Here is an 18849-nt window from a genome sequence, read left to right as displayed (position 1 = left end):
ACGTGCGTCGTCGTAGGATTGGGCCCTGGCTGGCGTAGCTCAACCCGGCAGAGCAACGGATTTGTAATCCGTAGGTTAGGGGTTCGAATCCCCTCGCCAGCTCGGTGCGGTCCTATGCGCGCGCAGATCGAGCGCCGACTCCGGCTCCACGCCCTCCGAAGCGTCGACCGGCGGCGCGCCGCGCTCCGTTCGCCAGATGCTGAAGGCGGCCGTCGATGCGGCCAGCCAGGCCACCCCAAGGACGAAGCCGCCGACCACGTCCGTTAGGAAGTGCACGCCGAGGGCGAGGCGGGACAGGCACACCCCCGCGACCAGGAGGAGGTAGGCCCCCACCAGCCACGGGCGGACGCGCCGGGCGATGACCGGGAAGAAGACGAGCAGCAGCATCCCGTACACGACCGTCGAGTTGAATGCGTGTCCGGACGGGAACGAGCGCCCGTGGGCGGTCGCGAAGGGGTCCTCCAGGACCGGGCGCGGCCTCGCCACCAGGTACTTCACCGCCAGCTCGATCCCCGCGCCGAAGAGCCCCGTCGTGGCCAGGTAGGCGACGAGGCGCCTCCGGCCGCGGAGCCACAGGCGGACGGAGACCGAGCCGACGACCACCCACAGCCACGCGGGCAGCCCGAGGAAGCTCAGGACGCGGAACACCGGGACCCAGCGCGGGTCCTCCCGCATCTGGTCGTGGAGATCGGTGGCAAGCGCGCGATCGCGGGCGGTGAGGGGGCCGCCGTCCACGACGTGGTCGAGCAGCAGCCCGAACGGCACGAACACCAGGACGGCGGCCAAGGCGAACAGCGTCACTCGCAGGCCGAACCGATGTTCAGGGTCGAGCCGGCGCTTCAGGCTCGGCGGGACACGGACCGACATGGTTGATTCGTCCCCGGACGTGTAGGGGATGAACCGCGCCGACCGATACCGAGGACGATGGATCTCGAACGTCTGGAGGAGAGCAGCCGGATAAGGACGGCCCTCGTGGTGCTGGCCGGCGTACGCGGCGTGGTCGCGCTCGCCGCCATCCCGCTCGCCCCGTTGCTGTACCGGGAACACTTCGTGGTCCTGGTGCTGATGAGGCCGACGAAGGAGGTCCTCCTGGCGGCGGGGTTCCTCATCCGCCTCGGCCGGGTGGGTCTGCTCCCCACCGTCCTGGCTGCGCTCCCGCTGATAGTCCTGGGGGTCTGGCTCTTCTACTTCCTGGGACGGCAGTGCGCCGATGCGATCGTCTCCGGAAAGGGCCTGGGGCGCACCGTGAGGCGCATCCTGCACCCGGACCGGGTGGCGACGATGCGCGACCTGGTGGAGAGGAAGGGCGAGAAGGTGGTCTTCATCGGACGACTGGCCGCCTTCCCATCGACAGCGGTCGCCGCGGCCGCGGGATCGGCCGGGATGCCCGCCCGTAGGTTCCTGCTCGTGGACGCGCTGGGCGCGGTCGCAGCGTTGGCCGAGGTCCTCGTGGCGGGGTACCTGCTCGGGCACGCGTACGACCGGGCCGGACCGTGGATCGCGGGCGCGGGCCTGGTTGCCCTGGTCGCCGTGGCGGTGATCGTGACGAGGGCGCTGCGCCGGGACTAGATCAGCGCAGGATGTTCAGCTTCTCGAGCAGGCCGGTCACCTCGAACACCCGCTGCACGGGTTCCGAGGGCGCGACCAGCAGGCGCCGCCCCTCCCGGTTGAACTGCTGGTGGACACCGACGATCGCGCTGATCCCGGTGGAGTCCATGAACGTGACGCCGCGGAGGTCGAGGAGGAGGTCCCGCGTGTCGGCCTCGACCTCGGCCAGCGCGAAACCGAGCTCCTCGGCGGTCGACATGTCGATCTCGCCGAAGAACCTCAAGGAGGGGAGCCCGTTGGATTCCGCGAGCTCCCATCTGAGTGGCCCCAGCGTACTCATGCGTTCAGGACGGTACTGACGTCCCTGGACTGCGTCAAGTCATGCTAGAACAGCCGGGGACCGGCTCACACCCCCGCCGACCTGGGGCGACGCCCACGGACAGGAGGACGCCATGACCATCAGCCCGCCCCATCGGGCGTACACCGACTGGGCCTCGCCGAAGGGGTTCCGGACCGACATCCTCCCCTACCGGCTGTGGGAACGCGCCCGGCGGCTGGCGTGGGACCCGTCCGACATCGATTTCAGCTCCGACGCGGCCGACTGGGCGTCGCTCCCGGCCGAGCACCGGTTCATGATCGCCGGACTGGCCAGGGGGTTCATGATCGGCGAGGAGTCGGTGACCCTGGACATCATGCCGCTCGCGATCGCGGTGGCCGACGAGGGTCGCGTGGAGGAAGCGATGTACCTCACCACGTTCGCCTACGAGGAGGCCAACCACACGGACCTCTTCCGACGGTGGTTCAACGCTATCGGGTTCGACATCGAGGAGATGGACTCAGCGTTCCGGGCCCGGGCCGAGGCCGCCGGTCTCCCCATCCCGGCCCCCGACGAGCCGCGGACGGCCATGTTCGAGTCGGAGCTCCCCCGCGTGATGCGTCGACTCCTCGTCGATCGGTCGCCTGAGGCGTTCCTCGACGCAGGCGTCACGTACAACCAGTTCGTGGAGGGGTGCCTCGCGATATCGGGTTACCGGCTCTGGAGCCAGATGTTCGAACAGTTCGGCGTCCTGTCCGGTCTCCGCGAAGGCCTGACCTACGTGCAGCGCGACGAACGGCGGCACATCGCCTACGGCACCTACCTGTGCCGGCGGATCATCGCGGCCCATCCGGAGCTGTTCGAGTTCGCCCGGACGCGGATGTACGAGCTGCGCGACTTCTACTTCGACACCCAGTTCCCGGTCCTGACGGCGGCGCGGGCCGTCGGCAACACGGAGATCGCCGGGAGCGCGAGCGCGGCGGTGGGTCCGTTCCAGCAGCAGACGATGATCCAGGTGGAGCGGCGGGTCGCGGTCCTGGAGCGGGCCCGGTCGCTGTCCGTCGAGGAGGCTGAGCGCGGGACGGGAGCCGAAGAGGCCGAGGTCGAGCTCGAGCACGCCTGAGGTTTGTCCCTCTCGCGGGCCGGGCATGACGACGGACGCCCCTCTCCCGGCGCAAGGAGGCCATCGTGGACCGCGACACCATCAGGCAGCGTCTGCTCGAGCGCAAGGCTGAGATCGAGGAGACCGTCGAGGCAGCCCGGGCGACCGGCCAGTTCGACGAGATGCGCGACGACACCACCGGCGAGTTCGATCCCGACGACGCGGCCGACGTGGGCTCTGAGACGTTCGAGCGCGAGCAGACCTTCTCGATCATGGTCAGCGCCGAGGAGAGGGTCCGGGAGGTGGAGGCCGCCCTGGAGCGCCTCGAGAAGGGCAGCTACGGCAGGTGCGAGATGTGCAACACGGAGATCCCACCGGCCCGGCTCGAGGCGAAGCCCGAGGCGCGCTTCTGCGTCGAGCACCAGGACGAGATCTCGCGCGTCGGGTGAGGCCGCGCGCGATCGGACGCGCCGCGCGGACACGGACCAGGTTCGGATCGCCCCCTGGGCGGGCATGAGAGCCCCATGTCCAGCGAGAGCTCCGTCGTCGCCGTCGCCCGTAACGACGACATCTCGGTGGCGATCGAGGAAGCGCTGGCGTTGCTCGACCTCGACGACCTGTTCACCGGGAAGCTCGTCGCCGTCAAGCCGAACGAGACGTACGCGGAGGCCGACGACACCTCGGGCGTGACCCAGCCCGACACGCTGCGCGCGGTGCTTCGGTACGTGAAGGCCCGGGACCCGCGGGAGCTCGTCGTCACCGGGGGGGCGGGCGCCGCCGAGACCGACGAGGTCTTCCGCCACGCTGGACTGGACCGCGTCCTGACGGAGGAGGAGGTGGAGTTCTTCGACCACAACCGTCCCCCGTTCGAAGAGGTGACGCTCGACTACCCGAGCAACGATCCAGAGGTGACGGGTCCGCAGCAGAAGGTGATGGTGAACCCACGCGTCCTCACGTACGAGACGCTCGTGGCCGTGAACCAACTGAAGCTGCACCGCACGGCGACGGTGACGATGGCGCTCAAGAACATCGCGATGTCCTATCCGGCGGCCGACCACTACGGACACCCGCGCGCGGACGAGGACCACCAGCACTGCTTCTTCGACGACATGCACTCGTTCATCGCCGCCATGGCCGCCCGCTTCGAGATCTCGCTGGCGATCACGGTCGGGCACCCGGCCATGATCGGGACCGGTCCTCTCAACGGGCACCCGGTCGAGACGGGGCTGGCGATAGCCAGCCGCGACCCCGTCGCCGCGGACGTGGTGGGGGCGCGGCTGCTGGGGTTCAGCGCCCAGGGGGTCCGGCACCTGTGGGAGGCGGGTCGCATGGGTCTCGGCCAGACGGACACGGAGCAGATGGAGTTCCCGGGCATGTCGCTGCGCGAGGCGGCCGAGGCCTTCAGCGAGGCCGCCTACGGACGGCGCCTCACCCTGGGGACCGATTAGGTGGGAGCCCAGTCGAAGGCCCGGGACGTTGCGCGGTCGAACCGACGCCCCATAGCGGTCGCCGGACGGGTGGGGATGGGCTCCGTAGGCGTGTCGTTCGCGCTCGTGAGCCTGCTCTCGACCCTGATCGCCCTGAGGGGGAGGGACGAGGCCGCATCTCAGCAGGGTGCGGTGGCCCAGGTGGCAGGCGAGCCGTGGGGCAAGGCGCTGCTCGTGGTGATCGCCCTGGGCCTACTCGCGTACGCGGGCTGGGGGCTCGTGTGCGCGGCGACGGGCGAAGCCGTCGAGGACCAGGAGGACCGCGGTCCGTGGACGCGGCTGGCGTACGGGGCTCGCGGCGTCTTCTACGCCGCTCTCGCCGTGGGAGCGCTGGGGATGGCGCTGCGCGGCAGTGGAGGAGGACAGGAGCAGGAGCAGACGGCGAGCCTCCTGTCCCTGCCGGCCGGGCGTTGGATCGTCGGGGGGGTCGGAGTGGCGCTGATCGTGTCCGGGCTCGCGAACGCCTACTGGGGGTTGTCCGGGAGGTTCAAGGACCAGATGCGGACCTGGGAGATCCCGCGCCGGCGAGAGCGTCTGCTGTCCGCGCTCAGCCGGTTCTCACTCGTCTCCCGCCTGCTCGTGTTCGGCCTGATCGGGGTCTTCCTCGTGCGGGCGGCGGTCCAGCACGACCCGACCGAGGCCAAGGGGCTCGATGACGCGCTGGCCGAGCTCGCCCGGACGCCTCTGGGGACGCTCCTGCTCCTGGTGGTGGCGGCCGGGCTGGTGTCCTACGCCGTCTTCCGGCTGATGGAAGCCCGCTACCGCAAGCTCTGACTACAGCCGCCAGCCGCCGCCGACCTCGAGGACGGCACCGGTGATGTAGTCAGCCTCCGGCCGCACCAGGAAGGCGACGGCGTCGGCGATGTCCTGAGCCGAACCCACGCGTCCGACCGGCGTGTGCTTCACGTGTCCGATCGCCACCGCCTCCTCGCGCGTGGGTGCGTTGTCCGAGACGATCCCCGGCGAGATGCAGTTGACGGTGATGGCGTGCTCGGCGAGCTCGTGCGCGAGCGCACGGGTCATCGCGACGACGGCCGCCTTCGCGGACGCGTAGGCGGTGAAGTTCTTCTTCTGGACGGGGAACTCGGCTCCCGCCGCGGCGAGGTTCACGATCCGGCCCGCCCCGCTCTCCTTCAGGTGCGGGAGGGCGGCCTGGATGCAGAGGAACATCGTGTCCGTGTTCTGCGCGAACTGCCACCGCCAGTCGTCGAACGTCGTCTCCTCGAAGGGCTTGCGCAGGAACCCGCCCACGTTGCACACGAGGATGTCCAACCGACCGAAGGCCTCCACGGTCTGCGCGACGAGGGAGGCCGCCCCGTCCGGCTCGGTCAGGTCGGCCTGGAACGCCTGCGCGGTCCCGCCTCCCTCGGCGATCCGGGACGCGAGCTCCTCCGCCAGGTCCTTCGACCGCACGTAGGAGACCGCGGTCGATGCGCCGAGCATCGCGAGCTGGTAGGCGGTCCGGACCCCCATCCCCCGCGAGGACCCGGTGACTATCGCCGTCCGGCCGGCGAGCGGACGCTCGCTCACACGCTCGCCTTGAACTGCGCCTTGAAGAAGTCTCGGTTCATGAGCGCGATGACGTCGAGGGGGATAGCCTTCGGACACGCTACCGAGCACTCGCCGTGATTCGTGCAGGTGCCGAACCCCTCAGCGTCCATCTGCGCCACCATGTCGATCGCCCTGCGGTACCTCTCGGGCTGCCCCTGGGGGAGCCGGGCTAGGTGAGCCACCTTGGACGCGGTGAACAGCTGCGCCGCCCCGTTCGGACATGCGGCCACGCACGCCCCGCACCCGATGCAGGCTGCGGCGTCCATGGCCGCCTCGGCGTCGGACCGGGCGACGGGCACCTCGTTGGCGTCGGGGGCCGATCCCGTGTTCACCGAGATGTAGCCGCCTGCCGCGATGATGCGGTCCAGGGAGCTGCGGTCCACCACCAGATCCTTTATCACCGGGAAGGGAGCCGCCCGCCACGGTTCGACACGGATCGTGTCCCCGTCGTTGAAGTGGCGCATGTGCAGCTGACAGGTCGTGGTGGCCGGGAGCGGTCCGTGGGCGCGTCCGTTGATCATCACGCCGCACATCCCGCAGATCCCCTCGCGACAGTCGTGGTCGAAGGCGATCGGATCCTCTCCCCTCGCGAGGAGGTCCTCGTTGAGGACGTCGAGCAGCTCGAGGAAGGACATGTCCGGGTCGATGTCGCGCGCCTCGTAGGTGACGAACCGTCCCTCGGCGTCCGGGGACGGCTGGCGCCACACCTGGAGGGTGAGGTTGATCACTTGTAGCTCCTCTGGCTCGGCTTGACGTGCTCGAAGGTCAGCTCCTCGCGGTGCTCGACCGGCTCGGCTCCCGGGCCGCGCCACTCCCACGCGGAGACGTGCATGAAGTTGTCGTCGTCGCGCTGCGCCTCGCCGTCCGGCGTCTGGTGCTCCTCGCGGAAGTGGCCGCCGCACGACTCCTCGCGCCGCAGCGCGTCGCGGCACATCAGCTCGGCCATCTCCATGAAGTCGGCGACCCGGTTGGCCTTCTCGAGGGACTGGTTGAGCTCCTCGTTGGAGCCGAGGACGCGCACGCGCCGCCAGTAGTCCGCGCGCAGCGCTTGTATCTCCCCTATCGCCTTCTCGAGCCCGACGCGGTTGCGCGACATCCCGCAGTAGTCCCAGCAGATCCTGCCGAGCTCGCGGTGCAGCGAGTCGACCGAGCGGTCGCCGTTGACGGACAGCAGCCGCCGGAGCCGGTCGCGAGCTTCGCCCTCCACCTCGCGGAAGGCCGGGTGCTCGGCGCTGGGGCGGTCCGTCCCGAGCTTGTCCGCCAGGTAGTGGCTGATCGTCGCGGGGAGCACGAAGTACCCGTCCGCGAGCCCCTGCATGAGGGCGCTCGCGCCCAGGCGGTTGGCCCCGTGGTCGGAGAAGTTGGCCTCGCCGATGACGAACAGGCCCGGGATGGTGGACTGCAGGTCGTAGTCGACCCAGAGCCCGCCCATCGTGTAGTGGGGAGCGGGGTAGATGCGCATCGGGACGGTGTACGGGTCCTCTCCGGTGATCCGGTCGTACATCTCGAAGAGGTTGCCGTAACGGTCCTCGATCGCCTTTCGACCGAGCCGGCGCATGGCGTCCGAGAAGTCGAGGTAGACGCCGTTGCGGCGCGGCCCGACCCCGCGGTCGGAGTCGACGACCTCCTTGAGGTTGCGCGAGGCGACGTCCCTCGGGACGAGGTTGCCGAAGGCCGGGTACTTGCGCTCCAGGAAGTAGTCCCGGTCGCTCTCGGGGATCCGGTCGGGAGACCGGTCGTCGCCCGGGTCGCGGGGGACCCAGACCCGGCCGTCGTTGCGCAGCGACTCCGACATGAGCGTCAGCTTCGACTGGTGCTCGCCGGACGGCGGGATGCACGTGGGGTGGATCTGCGTGTAGCAGGGGTTGGCGAAGAGCGCCCCGCGCCGGTGGGCGCGCCAGATCGCGGTCACGTTGCTGCCCTTGGCGTTGGTGGACAGGAAGAAGACGTTGCTGTAACCGCCCGTGGCGAGCACGACCGCGTGCGCGGCGTGCGACTCGATCTCCCCGGTCACCAGGTTGCGCACCACGATGCCGGCCGCGCGTCCGTCGACCACGACCACGTCGACCATCTCGTGGCGCGGGTACAGGAGCACCTTGCCCGTGTCCACCTGGCGCTCGAGCGCCTGGTACGCACCGAGGAGGAGCTGCTGTCCGGTCTGACCCCGCGCGTAGAACGTCCGTGAGACCTGGGCTCCGCCGAACGAGCGGGTGTCGAGCAGCCCCCCGTACTCCCGGGCGAAGGGCACCCCTTGGGCGACGCACTGGTCGATGATCTCCACCGAGATCTGGGCGAGCCGGTACACGTTCGCCTCCCGGGCCCGGTAGTCCCCGCCCTTCACGGTGTCGTAGAAGAGGCGCTGGATCGAGTCGCCGTCGTTGCGGTAGTTCTTCGCCGCGTTGATCCCGCCCTGGGCGGCGATCGAATGGGCACGACGAGGTGAGTCCTGGAAGAAGAAGCACTTCACGTTGTAGCCGAGCTCGCCGAGGGTGGCGGCCGCCGACCCACCCGCGAGTCCAGAACCGACCACGATGATGTCGAAGCGGCGCTTGTTGGCCGGGTTGACGAGCTTCATCGAGAAGCGGTGCTCGTCCCACTTGTGCTGGATCGGACCCGCCGGGATCCGCGCGTCGAGGTTCATCCCTACTCCTAGGTTCGGACGAAGCCGGCGATGACTGCGAGCGGCATCGCGATGTTGCCGAGCGTGATCACGGCCGCGAACAACTGGGCGAACCGGGTCCGCAGGTGGTTGAACCGCGGGTTGTTCCACCCCATCGTCTGGAAGAGGCTCCACAGCCCGTGGTACAGGTGCAGCCCCAGCGCCAGGTTGGCCAGGATGTACACCGCCACCACGGGCGGCATCTGGAACCCGACGACCATGTTGTGGTGGACGTCGCCGCGCACGAAGTCGGGGTGCGCGTTCCCCCAGGTCAGGTGAGCCAGGTGGTAGATCACGAAGAGCGCGATGATGATCCCGGTCCAGCGCATGGTCCGCGACGCGTAGTTCGCCGCCACGTAGTCGGACCGGGAGTACCGCACCGGCCGGGCCCTGCGGTTGGCCATGGTCAGCTGCGCCGAAGCGACCACGTGCACCACGAACGCCAGGGCGAGCCCGCCGCGCATGAGCCAGAGGGCACCCGTGCGTGGCAGCAGCGGGGTCAGGAGTTCGCGGAGCCACTCCGCGTAGTGGTTCAGGCTCTCGGCTCCCAGGAAGAGCTTCAGGTTGCCGAGCATATGGAGGAGCACGTAGCCGAACAGGATGATCCCCGTGATGGCCATCGCGTACTTCTTGCCGAGCTGCGAGGCGTAGAAGCCCTTCCTGACCGGCCTCTTCGTCGTCTCGATCAACGCGTCCCTCCGTTGGGTCGGTGCGGGAACATCTTGTCATAGCGACGCACGGCCGAAGCGGGGTCTTGTGGCGCCCACCGCCGCGGGCGTACGTTCTCAGCCGCGATGAGCGATCTCCAGGGTGGTGCGGTCCGCCCGCGGCGCCCCCTCCCATCGGGCACGGTCACGTTCCTGTTCACCGATATCGAGGGGTCGACGCAGCTGCTGCGGCGGCTGGGCGAGGAGTTCGGGCGCGTGCTGTCCGAGCACCGCGCCCTGCTCCGCGATGCCTTCGACTCCCACGGGGGGGTCGAGGTTCACGCCGAGGGCGACAGCTCCCTCACCGTCTTCACGCGGGCGGGGGACGCGGTCGCGGCCGCGCTCGACGGACAGCGGGCGATCGCCGCCCGGGCCTGGCCTCCGGGAGGGGAGGTCCGGGTGCGGATGGGGATCCACACCGGGGAGGCGGTCGTCGTGGCCGACGACTACGTGGGGCTCGCCGTCCACCAGGCGGCCCGCATCTGCGCGGCCGGACACGGCGGGCAGGTGCTCGTGTCCGAGACGTCGGGTGAGCTGGCCTCGGCCGGGCTCCCCACCGGGGCGATCCTCATGCCGCTCGGCGAGTACAGGCTGAAGGACGTCGAGGCTCCCGAGAGGCTGCATCAGCTCGTCCATCCCGATCTGGACCCGTCGTTCCCGCCCCTGAGGGTGCTCGAGGTCCTGCCCAACAACCTGCCCACGGCGCTGTCCAGCTTCGTCGGGCGCGAGGAGGCGTTGGAGGAGGTCCGGAGGCTGCTGGGAGCCACCCGGCTGGTGACGATCCGGGGGCCGGGGGGAGCCGGGAAGACGCGACTGGCCCTGGAGGCGGCGCGCGGGCTGCTCGAGCGGTTCGTTGACGGCGTCTGGCTCGTCGACCTGGCCTCGCTCACCGAGGACGGCCTGATCCCGCAGCGCGTGGCGTCGGTCCTCGGGGTGCGGGAGGAGCCCTCCCGCGAGCTGACCGAGACGTTGACAGACCGGCTGCGCGGCAGCGACCTCCTGCTCGTGCTGGACAACTGCGAGCACGTGCTCGATGCGTGCGCCCGCTTCCTCACCGACCTCATGCGGGCGTGTCCGGGGGTCCGGGTGCTGGCCACGAGCCGGGAGCCGCTCGGGGTGCCGGGGGAGACGACGTGGCTGGTCACCCCGATGGACGTCCCGGAGGCGGACGGCCTCGATCCCTATGCGCTCCTCGGCTTCGACGCGGTCAGGCTCTTCGTCGAGCGGGCGTGCACCGTGCAGCCCGGCTTCGTCATGACGCCGTCGGAGGCCGACCACGTCGCCCAGGTGTGCCGGCGGCTCGATGGGATCCCGCTCGCGATCGAGCTGGCCGCGGCGCGCGTCCGGGTGCTTACGCCCAAACAGCTCGCCGAGAGGCTGGACGACCGGTTCCGGCTGCTCACCGGCGGCGACAGGACCGCCGAGGCGCGCCACCAGACGCTGCGGGCGACGGTCGACTGGAGCTACGAGCTGCTGTCCGGCCGGGAGCGGATCCTCTTCCGCAGGCTGGGCGTCTTCGCGGGGAGCTGGACGCTGGAGGCGGCCGAGGGGATCTGCGAGGGCCGCGACCTGGCCGAGGTGGAGGTCCTCGACGCGCTCACCGCCCTCGTCGACAAGTCGCTCGTGCTGAGCCGGCCGGACGGAGCGGCCACGACCTACCGCATGCTCGAGACGGTCCGGATGTACGCGCTGGACCGTCTACGGGAGGCAGGCGAGGAGGAGGCGGCCGCGGCCCGCTTCCGCGCCTGGTACCTGGATCTGGCCGAGGAGACCTCGGACCGCATCGGCACCCGCGAGCAGGCCGCCATGCTCGACGTGCTGGACCGCGAGCACGACAACCTGCGTGCGGCCCTCAGCTCGTGCCTGGAGTCAGGCGACCTCGAGACCGCCCTCCGGCTCGCCACCGCGCTGGGCCGGTACTGGTCGGCGCGCGGCCACCTGGGCGAGGGGAGGCTCTGGCTGTGGGCGGTCCTCGAGCAGGCGAGCGAGCCGACCATCACCCGGGCCCGGGCTCTCGGTGAGGCCGGGAGGCTGACGGAGGCGCAGTGCGACTACCCGGCTGCCCGACGGCTGTACGCGGAGAGCCTCACGTTGGCCGGCGAGCTCGGCGACCGGGCACTCGCCGCCCAGCGGCTGGCCAACCTGGGGAGCGTGGACTGGCTGGAGGGGTCCTACGACGAGGCCGTCCGGCGACAGCACGACGCGTTGGAGATAGCGCGCGAGATCGACGACCCGACGTTGGTCGCGCGGTGCCTGCACAACCTCGGCACGGTCGAGTTCGTCCGCGGACGCCGGGAGGAAGCCGAGGCCCACTTCGCCGAGGCACTGGAGATCCGACGTCGGGTGGACGATGTCCAGGGGGTGGCGGAGACGCTCAACAACCTGGGGATCATCGCCCGGATCGCCGGCGACCTCCCGCAGGCGCATGCGCTGGCCGAGGAGAGCCTCAGCGTCGCCCGCGCGCTCGGGCACCGTCCGCTGATCGCTCACTTCGGAGGGAACCTCGGGATCGTCCTGCAGCGGGAGGGGGCGCTGTCGGAAGCGAAGACGATGTTCGAGGAGAGCCTGTCCATCCATCGCGAGCTCGGACACAAGGACGGCGTGGCCATCGTCCTGAACAGCGTGGGCAACGCGGCTTACCTGCAGGGCGACCATGCCTCGGCGCGGGCCGCCTACACGGAGAGCATCGCGCTCCGCCGGGAGCTCGGGGACCGACGGGGCACGGCCGAGTCGCTCGCCAACCTCGGCAGTGCCCTCCGGGAGCAGGGGGAGCTCGAGGCGGCCGCCCGCCACCTCGAAGAGAGCCTGGACATCCGCAGGGAGCTCGGCGACCGGTCGGGCGTCGCCGGCTCGCTGCATGGTCTCGCTCTCGTCGCGCGCCGGCGCTCGGACACGGCGGCCGCACTCCGTCTCGCCCTCGACGGTCTCCGGGAGGCGGAGGCCTCCGGGGACCGCGGGCGACTGTTCGGGCTCTTCGAGAGCTTCGTCGAGATCGCCTCGGAGGTCGACCCGGGCTGCGCGGCGCTCGCGGCCGGCGCCGCACGCAGCCTGGCGGACGGGGCAGGGACCGACCTCGACTGGATCGACGAGGCCGTCGCGCGCCTCCGCGACGAGGTGGACGGAGCCACGGTCGAGGGATGGCTCTCGACCGGTGCGGGGATGACCGTGGGGGAGGTCGTCGCCCGGTGCGAAGCGGCCGCCGCTACGTGAGCGCGGTCGTGCGCTCGACCGAGAAGTACTTGGCCGCCGGGTGGTGGACCACGATCGCGCTCGTCGACTGCTCGGGGTGCAGCTGCCACTCCTCCGAGAGGGTGACGCCGATGCGCTCGGGACGCAGGAGCGGGAAGAGCTTCTCCTGGTCGGCCAGGTTCGGGCAGGCCGGGTAGCCGAACGAGTAGCGGGAGCCGCGGTAACCCTGGCGGAAGATGTCCTCCATCGAGTCCGCGTCTTCCCCGGCGATGCCGAGCTCCGTCCGGATCCGCTTGTGCCACATCTCGGCGAGCGCCTCGGCCATCTCCACCCCCAGGCCGTGCAGGTGCAGGTAGTCGGTGTAGCGGTCCTGCGCGAAAAGCTCGGCGGCGACCTCCCCGACCCGGGACCCCATCGTCACCAGGTGGAAGGCGACCACGTCCGGCTCCGGGGAGCCGACCGGACGGAAGAAGTCCGCGATGCACAGGCGACGCCCCCGGGGCTGACGGGGGAACGTGAACCTGGTCAGCTCGGTCCGCCCGTCCGCGTCGTAGACGATGAGGTCGTCGCCTTCGGACATCGCGGGCCAGTAGCCGTAGACGACCTGGGGGACGAGGATCTGCTCGGTCGCGGCCCGGGCGAGCCACTCGCGCAGGATCGCGCGCACCTCGGTCTCCAGGAAGCGCTGGTACTCGTCGGCCGACTGACCCTTCCGTCGCTTGTACTGCCACTGGGCGCGGAAGAGCGTCACCTCGTTGAGGAAGGGGGATATCTCGGCGAGAGGGATCCCCTTCACGAGACGCGACTCCCCGATGAACGGGGGGATCGGGACGTCCGGCGCGGGGGGCACGTCCGAGGTCGACCCGTCCGGCTCGACCTGCACCTGGGCTCGCTTCGGGCGCGCCCGGCGGGTCCGGACCTCAGGGAGGGTTCCCTCGCGCTTCGCGGTCATGATCGCGTCCATCGTCCGCAGCCCCTCGAAGGCGTCCTTGCCGTAGTAGACGCCGCCCTCGTATACGGCGGCCAGGTCGTTATCGACGTAGCCACGGGTGAGCGCGGCGCCCCCGAGCAGTACGGGGTAGTGCGAGAGCCCCTGCCGGTTCAGCTCCTCTAGGTTGTCGCGCATGACCAGCGTCGACTTCACCAGCAGCCCCGACATCCCGATCGCATCGGCCTGCTCGCGCTGCGCGACCTCGATGATCTCCGAGATCGGCTTCTTGATCCCGATGTTGAAGACGGTGTAGCCGTTGTTGGACAGGATGATGTCCACGAGGTTCTTGCCGATGTCGTGGACGTCCCCCTTGACGGTGGCCAGGACGAGCTTGCCCTTCGACCCGTCCCCCACCCTCTCCATATGCGGTTCGAGGTACGCGACGGCCTTCTTCATGACCTCGGCCGACTGCAGGACGAACGGGAGCTGCATCTCGCCGGAGCCGAAGAGCTCACCGACGACCTTCATGCCCTCGAGGAGCCACTCGTTGACGATGGCGAGCGCCGGCTTGGACCGGAGCGCCTCGGCCAGGTCGCCCTCCAGGCCCGCCGACTCTCCGTCGATGATCCGTCGCTTCAGCCGCTCGTCCAGCGGGAGGCCGGTCAGATCCGCACGCGCCGCCGAGGATGCGCCGGTCACGCCCTCGAAGAGCTCCAGGTAGCGCTGCAGCGGGTCGTAGCCGTCACGCCGGCGGTCGTAGACGAGGTCGAGCGCGACCTCCAGCTGTTCCGGCTCGATCCTGGACAACGGGAGGATCTTGCCGGCCGACACGATCGCCATGTCCAGCCCCCGCTGGACCGCCTCGTGCAGGAAGACCGAGTTCAGGACCTGCCGTCCGGCCGGGTTGAGTCCGAACGAGACGTTGGACACCCCCAGGCTCGTGAAGGTCCCGGGTAGCTCCTGCTTCACGCGCGCGACCGCGTCCAGGGTCTCCACGGCGGCCCGGCGGGCGTCCTCCATGCCGGTCGAGATGGGGAAGACGAGCGTGTCGAAGATCAGGTCGTGCGGCTCGAACCCGGCGTCCAGGACGATCTCGTACAGCCGTCTGCAGACCTCCAGCTTCCAGTCGGCCGTCGTCGCCTGGCCCCTCTCCTCGATGGCCAGGGCTATGAGCGCGGCTCCGTAGCGGCGGGCCAGCCGCAGGTTGCGGTACAGCCGGGTATCGGGCCCGACGCCCTCCTCCAGGTTGATCGAGTTGATGACGGACCTGCCCGCCAGGAGCTTCAACCCGGCCTCGATCACCTCCGGCTCGGTCGAGTCGAGCACGATCGGGAGCGTCTGCTTCCCCCGGAAGCGCGTGATCACCTCGTGCATGTCGCGCTGTCCGTCGCGGCCGGTGAAGTCGACGCAGACATCGAGGGCGTGGGAGCCCTCCCGGACCTGATCCTTGGCGACCTCCAGGGTGCCGTCGTAGTCCTCGGCCGCGATCAGTTCCTTGAACCGCCTGCTGCCGGTCGTGTTGCAGCGCTCCCCGATCACGAAGAAGGAGGCGTCCTGACGGAAGGGCTGGGCCGCGTACAACGACGCCGCCGCCGCCTCGTGGTCGGGCTCCCGCGGCCTGGGCGGCAGGTCCCGCATCGCGCCGGCGAGCAGGCGGATGTGCTCGGGGGTGGTCCCGCAGCAACCCCCGACGATCGATACGCCGAACTCGGTGACGAACGTCGTCTGGTACCGGACGAGATCCTCGGGGGTGAGCGGGAAGAAGGTCGCGCCGTCGCGAACCTGCGGGAGCCCGGCGTTGGGGATCACCGAGACCGGCTTGCGGGAGTGGCGGCCGAGGTAGCGGACGTGCTCGACCATCTCCTCCGGGCCCGTCGCGCAGTTCATCCCGATCACGTCGACCACCGGGTACGCGTCGAGGACGGCGAGCGCTGCCCCGATGTCGGAGCCGAGCAGCATCGTGCCGGTCGTCTCGATGGTCACCTGGGTCATGACCGGGACCGACCGCCCCGTCTCGTCGAAGACGTCCATGATCGCGGCCAGCGCGGCCTTCACCTGGAGCAGGTCGAAGGCGGTCTCTATCAGCAGGACGTCGGCGCCGCCGTCGAGGAGCCCCCTCGTCTGGATCGCGTAGGACCGGGCCAGGTCGTCGAAGGTGGCCTCCCCCAGGGTGGGCGACCTGGTGCCGGGACCGATCGAGCCTACGACCCACCTCGGGCGGGCGTCGGTGAGGGCGTCCACCGCCTCCCGGGCGAGGCGAGCGCCGGCCACGTTGATCTCGTACACCCGGTCCTGCAGTCCGTACTCGCCCTGGGAGACGAGGTTGGCGCCGAAGGTGTTCGTCTCGACGGCGTCCGCCCCGGCCTCGAGGTACCGGGCGTGGATGTCGCGGATCACGTCCGGGCGGGACAGGTTCAGGATGTCCGGGTTGCCCTCGTGGCCCCAGAAGTCGTCCAGGGCGAGGTCGGCGGCGTGCACCTGGGTGCCCATCGCCCCGTCGAACACGATGACGCGCTCGCGCAAGGTGGAGAGGAAGTCGCCCATGGGCCCAGTCTACGTCGGGTCCGCAGGCCCCCCGACGGCCGAGCGCCCCCCGCGCGTTTCAAAGGTCGAGCGCACCCCCTCAGCAGCGTAGGAGCCGGGCCTCCCCAGGGCCCGGCTCCGCACTTTCCCCAGGCTGCGCCGCTGCCCGGACCGGGGGCAGGGTCGGTCGGTGACGGGCGGTATCGTACGGACCGGGGTGCGAAGACCGGGAGGGTCGGATGGCGGACATCATCGACGGCAAGAAGATCGCCAGCGAGGTACGCGACGAGGTCCGTCAGCGCGCGGAGCGTCTCGCCGGGAGCGGGGTGGTGCCATCGCTCGCCGCCATCCTGGTCGGTGACGACCCCGCGTCCGAGACGTACGTGCGGATGAAGCGGCGCGACGCCGAGGAGTGCGGCATGACGTCGACCCTCAACCGGATGTCGGCCCGCGCCGAGGGGGAGGACCTGGCCGACCTGATCGACGGCCTCAACGCGGACGCCTCGGTGCACGGCATCCTCCTGCAGCTCCCGCTGCCGAAGCACCTCGACCCCGACTCGTTCCTGCTGCGCATCGACCCGGCGAAGGACGTGGACGGCCTGCACCCCGTCAACCAGGGCCTGCTCGCTCAGGGGAGCCCCCGGTTCGTGCCGTGCACGCCGCTGGGGGTCCAGCAGATGCTCGTCCGGTCGGGGATCGAGGTGGCCGGACAGCATGTGGTGGTCGTGGGCCGCAGCGTCCTGGTCGGGAAGCCGCTCTCGATGCTCCTGTCCAACAGGGGCGACGGCGCGAACGCCACCGTCACCCTCTGCCACACCGGGACCCGGGACCTGGTCCGCCACACGCGGGAGGCGGACATCCTCATCGTGGCGGCCGGCGTGGCGAAGATGATCGGACCGGACCACGTGTCGGAGGGGGCCGTCGTCATCGACGTGGGGACGAACGTCGCCGACGACGGGAAGCTGGTGGGGGACGTCGACTTCGAGAACGTATCGAAGGTCGTCCGGGCGATCACCCCGGTGCCGGGCGGCGTAGGCCCGATGACCCGCGCGATGCTGCTGCACAACACGGTGCTGGCCGCCGAGAGGTCGGTCGCAGGTTAGACGACGCTCAGCTGCGTGACCCGGTCACGCAGGGGTGCAGCCCGCACCGCGCGGGGGCGGGTGGGGCTGGAGCCTAGCGCGGTCCCCTGTCGCCGAGCAGGAAGGCCGCGGCGAAGGCAGCCAGCCCGACGGGGATCAGGACGTCCGAGTCGGTGAACGCCCCTAGCAGGAACAGCACGATCGCGACGATCAACATGATCGACCTGAGTCCGAGGTTCATCGTTCTCCCTCCTGTCCGGTGAAGTCGTCGGCCACATCCTGACCTACCGAGGGGCTGCCCCGCCGCCCGGGGCGCAGCCGGAAGAGCCCCCAGACCTCGGGCGAGCGCTCCTCGGGCTGCATGAACCACGCGGCCACGCCCACCATCAGAGCCAGCATCATCACCGCCGCCATCATCCCGACGAAACGCTCGACGGGCTGCAGCTGCAGGGCGTACGCCCACGCGTACAGCGCCGAGACGGAGACGAACACGTCGAGGGCGGAGTGGGAGACGGCCGACCGCCGGGCCTCCCGGCGCACGGGCGCAGGGAAGCGCCGTGCCCGGAGGACCCCCACCCCCAGCGCGACCCACCGTAGGACCGCCCACGCGGTGATCAGCGCGGCGAGGGCGCGCAAACCGTCAGAGGTCGACTCCGAGCGTCTCGACGCGCTCCCGGACGATCGCCGCGGCGGCGTGCAGCTGCTCGAGCTCGTCGGGGAGGAGGTCCCACTCCTCGATATCGACGACGCCGCCCGCGCCCAGCTTCGCCGGGACCCCGAGGAAGATGTCCGAGAGCCCGTACTGACCGGTCACCCACGCGCAGACGGGCATCGTCTCCTTCGTGTCCTGCAGGACCGCCTGCACCATCGCCACCGTGCCCGAGGAGGGCGCGAAGTAGGCGCTCCCGGTCTTGAGGAGCCCGACGATCTCGGCGCCTCCATCACGGGTCCGTTCGCAGATCGCGGAGATCTCGTCGGCGCTCAGGAGCTCGGTGATCGGACGTCCCTTGGCCCGGGCGAGCCGCGGGAGCGCGACCATGATCTCCCCGTGGGAGCCGAGCGTCGCCCCCTCGACCTCGTGCGGCAGGCAGCCGACTGCCTCGGCGACGAAGTACCGGAACCGCGCCGAGTCGAGCATGCCGGCCTGCCCGATCACCCGCTCCTTCGGGAGCCCGGAGACGGCCGCAGCCACATGCGTCATCTCGTCCAGCGGGTTGGTCACGACGATGAGGACGGCGTCCGGCGAGTTGGGAGCCACCTGTCCGACGACGCTCTCGATGATCTGCGAGTTCTTGCCGATCAGGTCGGCTCGCGACATCCCCGGCTTGCGCGGGAGGCCGGCCGTGACCACGACGACGTCGGATCCCTCCGTGGGTCCGTACTCGTTCGTCCCCACGATCGACGAGGAGAACCCCTCGATCGGCGCCGACTGCATCATGTCGAGCGCGAGCCCCTGCGGGAGCCCCTCCACGATGTCGGTCAGCACGACGTCGGCGAGATCCTTCTGCAGGATCCGCTGGGCGACCATCTTCCCGAAGAACCCTGCTCCCACCACCGTGACCTTGGCCATCTGACCCCTCTCTCGTTCTCTCGATCGGACCGAGGATACGCCCGGCTCCCGGGTCCTCGCGTCCTCAGGTCTCCCGTGAGGGGTCGCCGAGCGACGCCTCCGGATGCTGCTCGACGACGCGTTGGAGGTTCTCCTGCTGCGTGGTGTCCAGCCGGGTCCCGCTCGGCACGACCGTGATGTCGCC

General features: G+C 70.3%; 17 protein-coding genes and 1 tRNA gene. 8 read left to right on the top strand and 10 right to left on the bottom strand.

Annotated elements, in window-relative coordinates; genetic code table 11:
- Nucleotides 1–28 precede the first annotated feature (28 nt).
- Nucleotides 29–102 (top strand) — tRNA-Thr (locus VM840_01170).
- Here the strand turns inward: VM840_01170 and VM840_01165 are convergent.
- On the bottom strand, nucleotides 76–867 hold the full coding sequence (locus VM840_01165; protein HVL80186.1) for a phosphatase PAP2 family protein: 792 nt from the start codon (nucleotides 865–867) through the stop codon (nucleotides 76–78). The two genes, VM840_01170 and VM840_01165, sit on opposite strands and share 27 nt — an antisense overlap.
- A 57-nt stretch (nucleotides 868–924) precedes the next feature.
- Between VM840_01165 and VM840_01160 the strand changes: the two genes are divergently transcribed.
- On the top strand, nucleotides 925–1569 hold the full coding sequence (locus VM840_01160) for a VTT domain-containing protein (GenBank protein ID HVL80185.1): 645 nt from the start codon (nucleotides 925–927) through the stop codon (nucleotides 1567–1569).
- A 1-nt stretch (nucleotide 1570) separates the two neighbouring features.
- On the opposite strand, the gene VM840_01155 is transcribed toward VM840_01160, so the two are convergent.
- Nucleotides 1571–1888 (bottom strand): STAS domain-containing protein, encoded by a 318-nt coding sequence (locus VM840_01155; protein ID HVL80184.1) that lies wholly within the window; start codon nucleotides 1886–1888, stop codon nucleotides 1571–1573.
- Nucleotides 1889–2000: 112 nt separating this feature from the next.
- On the opposite strand from VM840_01155, the gene VM840_01150 reads away from it, so the two are divergent.
- From VM840_01150 to VM840_01135, 4 genes are all read left to right on the top strand, one after another.
- On the top strand, nucleotides 2001–2987 hold the full coding sequence (locus VM840_01150) for a R2-like ligand-binding oxidase (GenBank protein HVL80183.1): 987 nt from the start codon (nucleotides 2001–2003) through the stop codon (nucleotides 2985–2987).
- A gap of 65 nt (nucleotides 2988–3052) precedes the next feature.
- Nucleotides 3053–3415: a TraR/DksA C4-type zinc finger protein gene (locus VM840_01145; GenBank protein ID HVL80182.1), complete on the top strand. Its 363-nt coding sequence runs from the start codon at nucleotides 3053–3055 to the stop codon at nucleotides 3413–3415.
- Nucleotides 3416–3490: 75 nt separating this feature from the next.
- Nucleotides 3491–4414, top strand: a complete 924-nt coding sequence (locus tag VM840_01140) for a DUF362 domain-containing protein (GenBank protein ID HVL80181.1) — start codon at nucleotides 3491–3493, stop codon at nucleotides 4412–4414.
- Nucleotides 4415–5227, top strand: a complete 813-nt coding sequence (locus VM840_01135) for a DUF1206 domain-containing protein (protein ID HVL80180.1) — start codon at nucleotides 4415–4417, stop codon at nucleotides 5225–5227.
- Here the strand turns inward: VM840_01135 and VM840_01130 are convergent, their stop codons facing one another.
- The 4 genes from VM840_01130 to VM840_01115 are packed head-to-tail and all read right to left on the bottom strand — an operon-like array spanning nucleotide 5228 to nucleotide 9352.
- Nucleotides 5228–5983 (bottom strand): SDR family NAD(P)-dependent oxidoreductase, encoded by a 756-nt coding sequence (locus tag VM840_01130; protein HVL80179.1) that lies wholly within the window; start codon nucleotides 5981–5983, stop codon nucleotides 5228–5230. It abuts the gene before it with no gap.
- On the bottom strand, nucleotides 5980–6729 hold the full coding sequence (locus VM840_01125) for a succinate dehydrogenase/fumarate reductase iron-sulfur subunit (protein HVL80178.1): 750 nt from the start codon (nucleotides 6727–6729) through the stop codon (nucleotides 5980–5982). The genes VM840_01130 and VM840_01125 overlap by 4 nt, the downstream gene beginning before the upstream one ends.
- Nucleotides 6729–8645, bottom strand: a complete 1917-nt coding sequence (locus VM840_01120; protein HVL80177.1) for a fumarate reductase/succinate dehydrogenase flavoprotein subunit — start codon at nucleotides 8643–8645, stop codon at nucleotides 6729–6731. The genes VM840_01125 and VM840_01120 overlap by 1 nt, the downstream gene beginning before the upstream one ends.
- An 8-nt stretch (nucleotides 8646–8653) precedes the next feature.
- Nucleotides 8654–9352: a succinate dehydrogenase cytochrome b subunit gene (locus VM840_01115; GenBank protein ID HVL80176.1), complete on the bottom strand. Its 699-nt coding sequence runs from the start codon at nucleotides 9350–9352 to the stop codon at nucleotides 8654–8656.
- A 105-nt stretch (nucleotides 9353–9457) separates the two neighbouring features.
- Here VM840_01115 and VM840_01110 point away from each other — a divergent pair, with 105 nt between their 5' ends.
- Nucleotides 9458–12580: a tetratricopeptide repeat protein gene (locus VM840_01110; GenBank protein HVL80175.1), complete on the top strand. Its 3123-nt coding sequence runs from the start codon at nucleotides 9458–9460 to the stop codon at nucleotides 12578–12580.
- Here the strand turns inward: VM840_01110 and metH are convergent.
- On the bottom strand, nucleotides 12573–16034 hold the full coding sequence (metH, locus tag VM840_01105) for a methionine synthase (GenBank protein HVL80174.1): 3462 nt from the start codon (nucleotides 16032–16034) through the stop codon (nucleotides 12573–12575). The two genes, VM840_01110 and metH, sit on opposite strands and share 8 nt — an antisense overlap.
- 218 nt (nucleotides 16035–16252) lie before the next feature.
- Here metH and VM840_01100 point away from each other — a divergent pair, with 218 nt between their 5' ends.
- Entirely contained in the window at nucleotides 16253–17116 is an 864-nt protein-coding gene (locus VM840_01100) for a bifunctional 5,10-methylenetetrahydrofolate dehydrogenase/5,10-methenyltetrahydrofolate cyclohydrolase (protein HVL80173.1), read from the top strand.
- Nucleotides 17117–17189: 73 nt separating this feature from the next.
- Here VM840_01100 and VM840_01095 read toward each other — a convergent pair whose 3' ends face one another.
- From VM840_01095 to mdh, 3 genes are read right to left on the bottom strand one after another with little or no spacing between them, the layout of a single operon-like run.
- A complete protein-coding gene (locus tag VM840_01095; protein ID HVL80172.1) occupies nucleotides 17190–17336 on the bottom strand; it encodes a hypothetical protein in 147 nt (48 codons plus the stop codon).
- Nucleotides 17333–17731, bottom strand: a complete 399-nt coding sequence (locus tag VM840_01090) for a hypothetical protein (protein ID HVL80171.1) — start codon at nucleotides 17729–17731, stop codon at nucleotides 17333–17335. The genes VM840_01095 and VM840_01090 overlap by 4 nt, the downstream gene beginning before the upstream one ends.
- Before the next feature lie 4 nt (nucleotides 17732–17735).
- The gene (gene mdh / locus VM840_01085; protein HVL80170.1) at nucleotides 17736–18665 is read right to left on the bottom strand and encodes a malate dehydrogenase; all 930 of its coding nucleotides are present in this window, start codon (nucleotides 18663–18665) and stop codon (nucleotides 17736–17738) included.
- Between the last annotated feature and the right edge of the window lie 184 nt (nucleotides 18666–18849).

The sequence above is a fragment of the Actinomycetota bacterium genome, from assembly GCA_035540895.1.
GTDB lineage: Bacteria > Actinomycetota > JAICYB01 > JAICYB01 > JAICYB01 > DATLFR01.
This window is presented reverse-complemented; position numbering and strand designations above follow the sequence as displayed.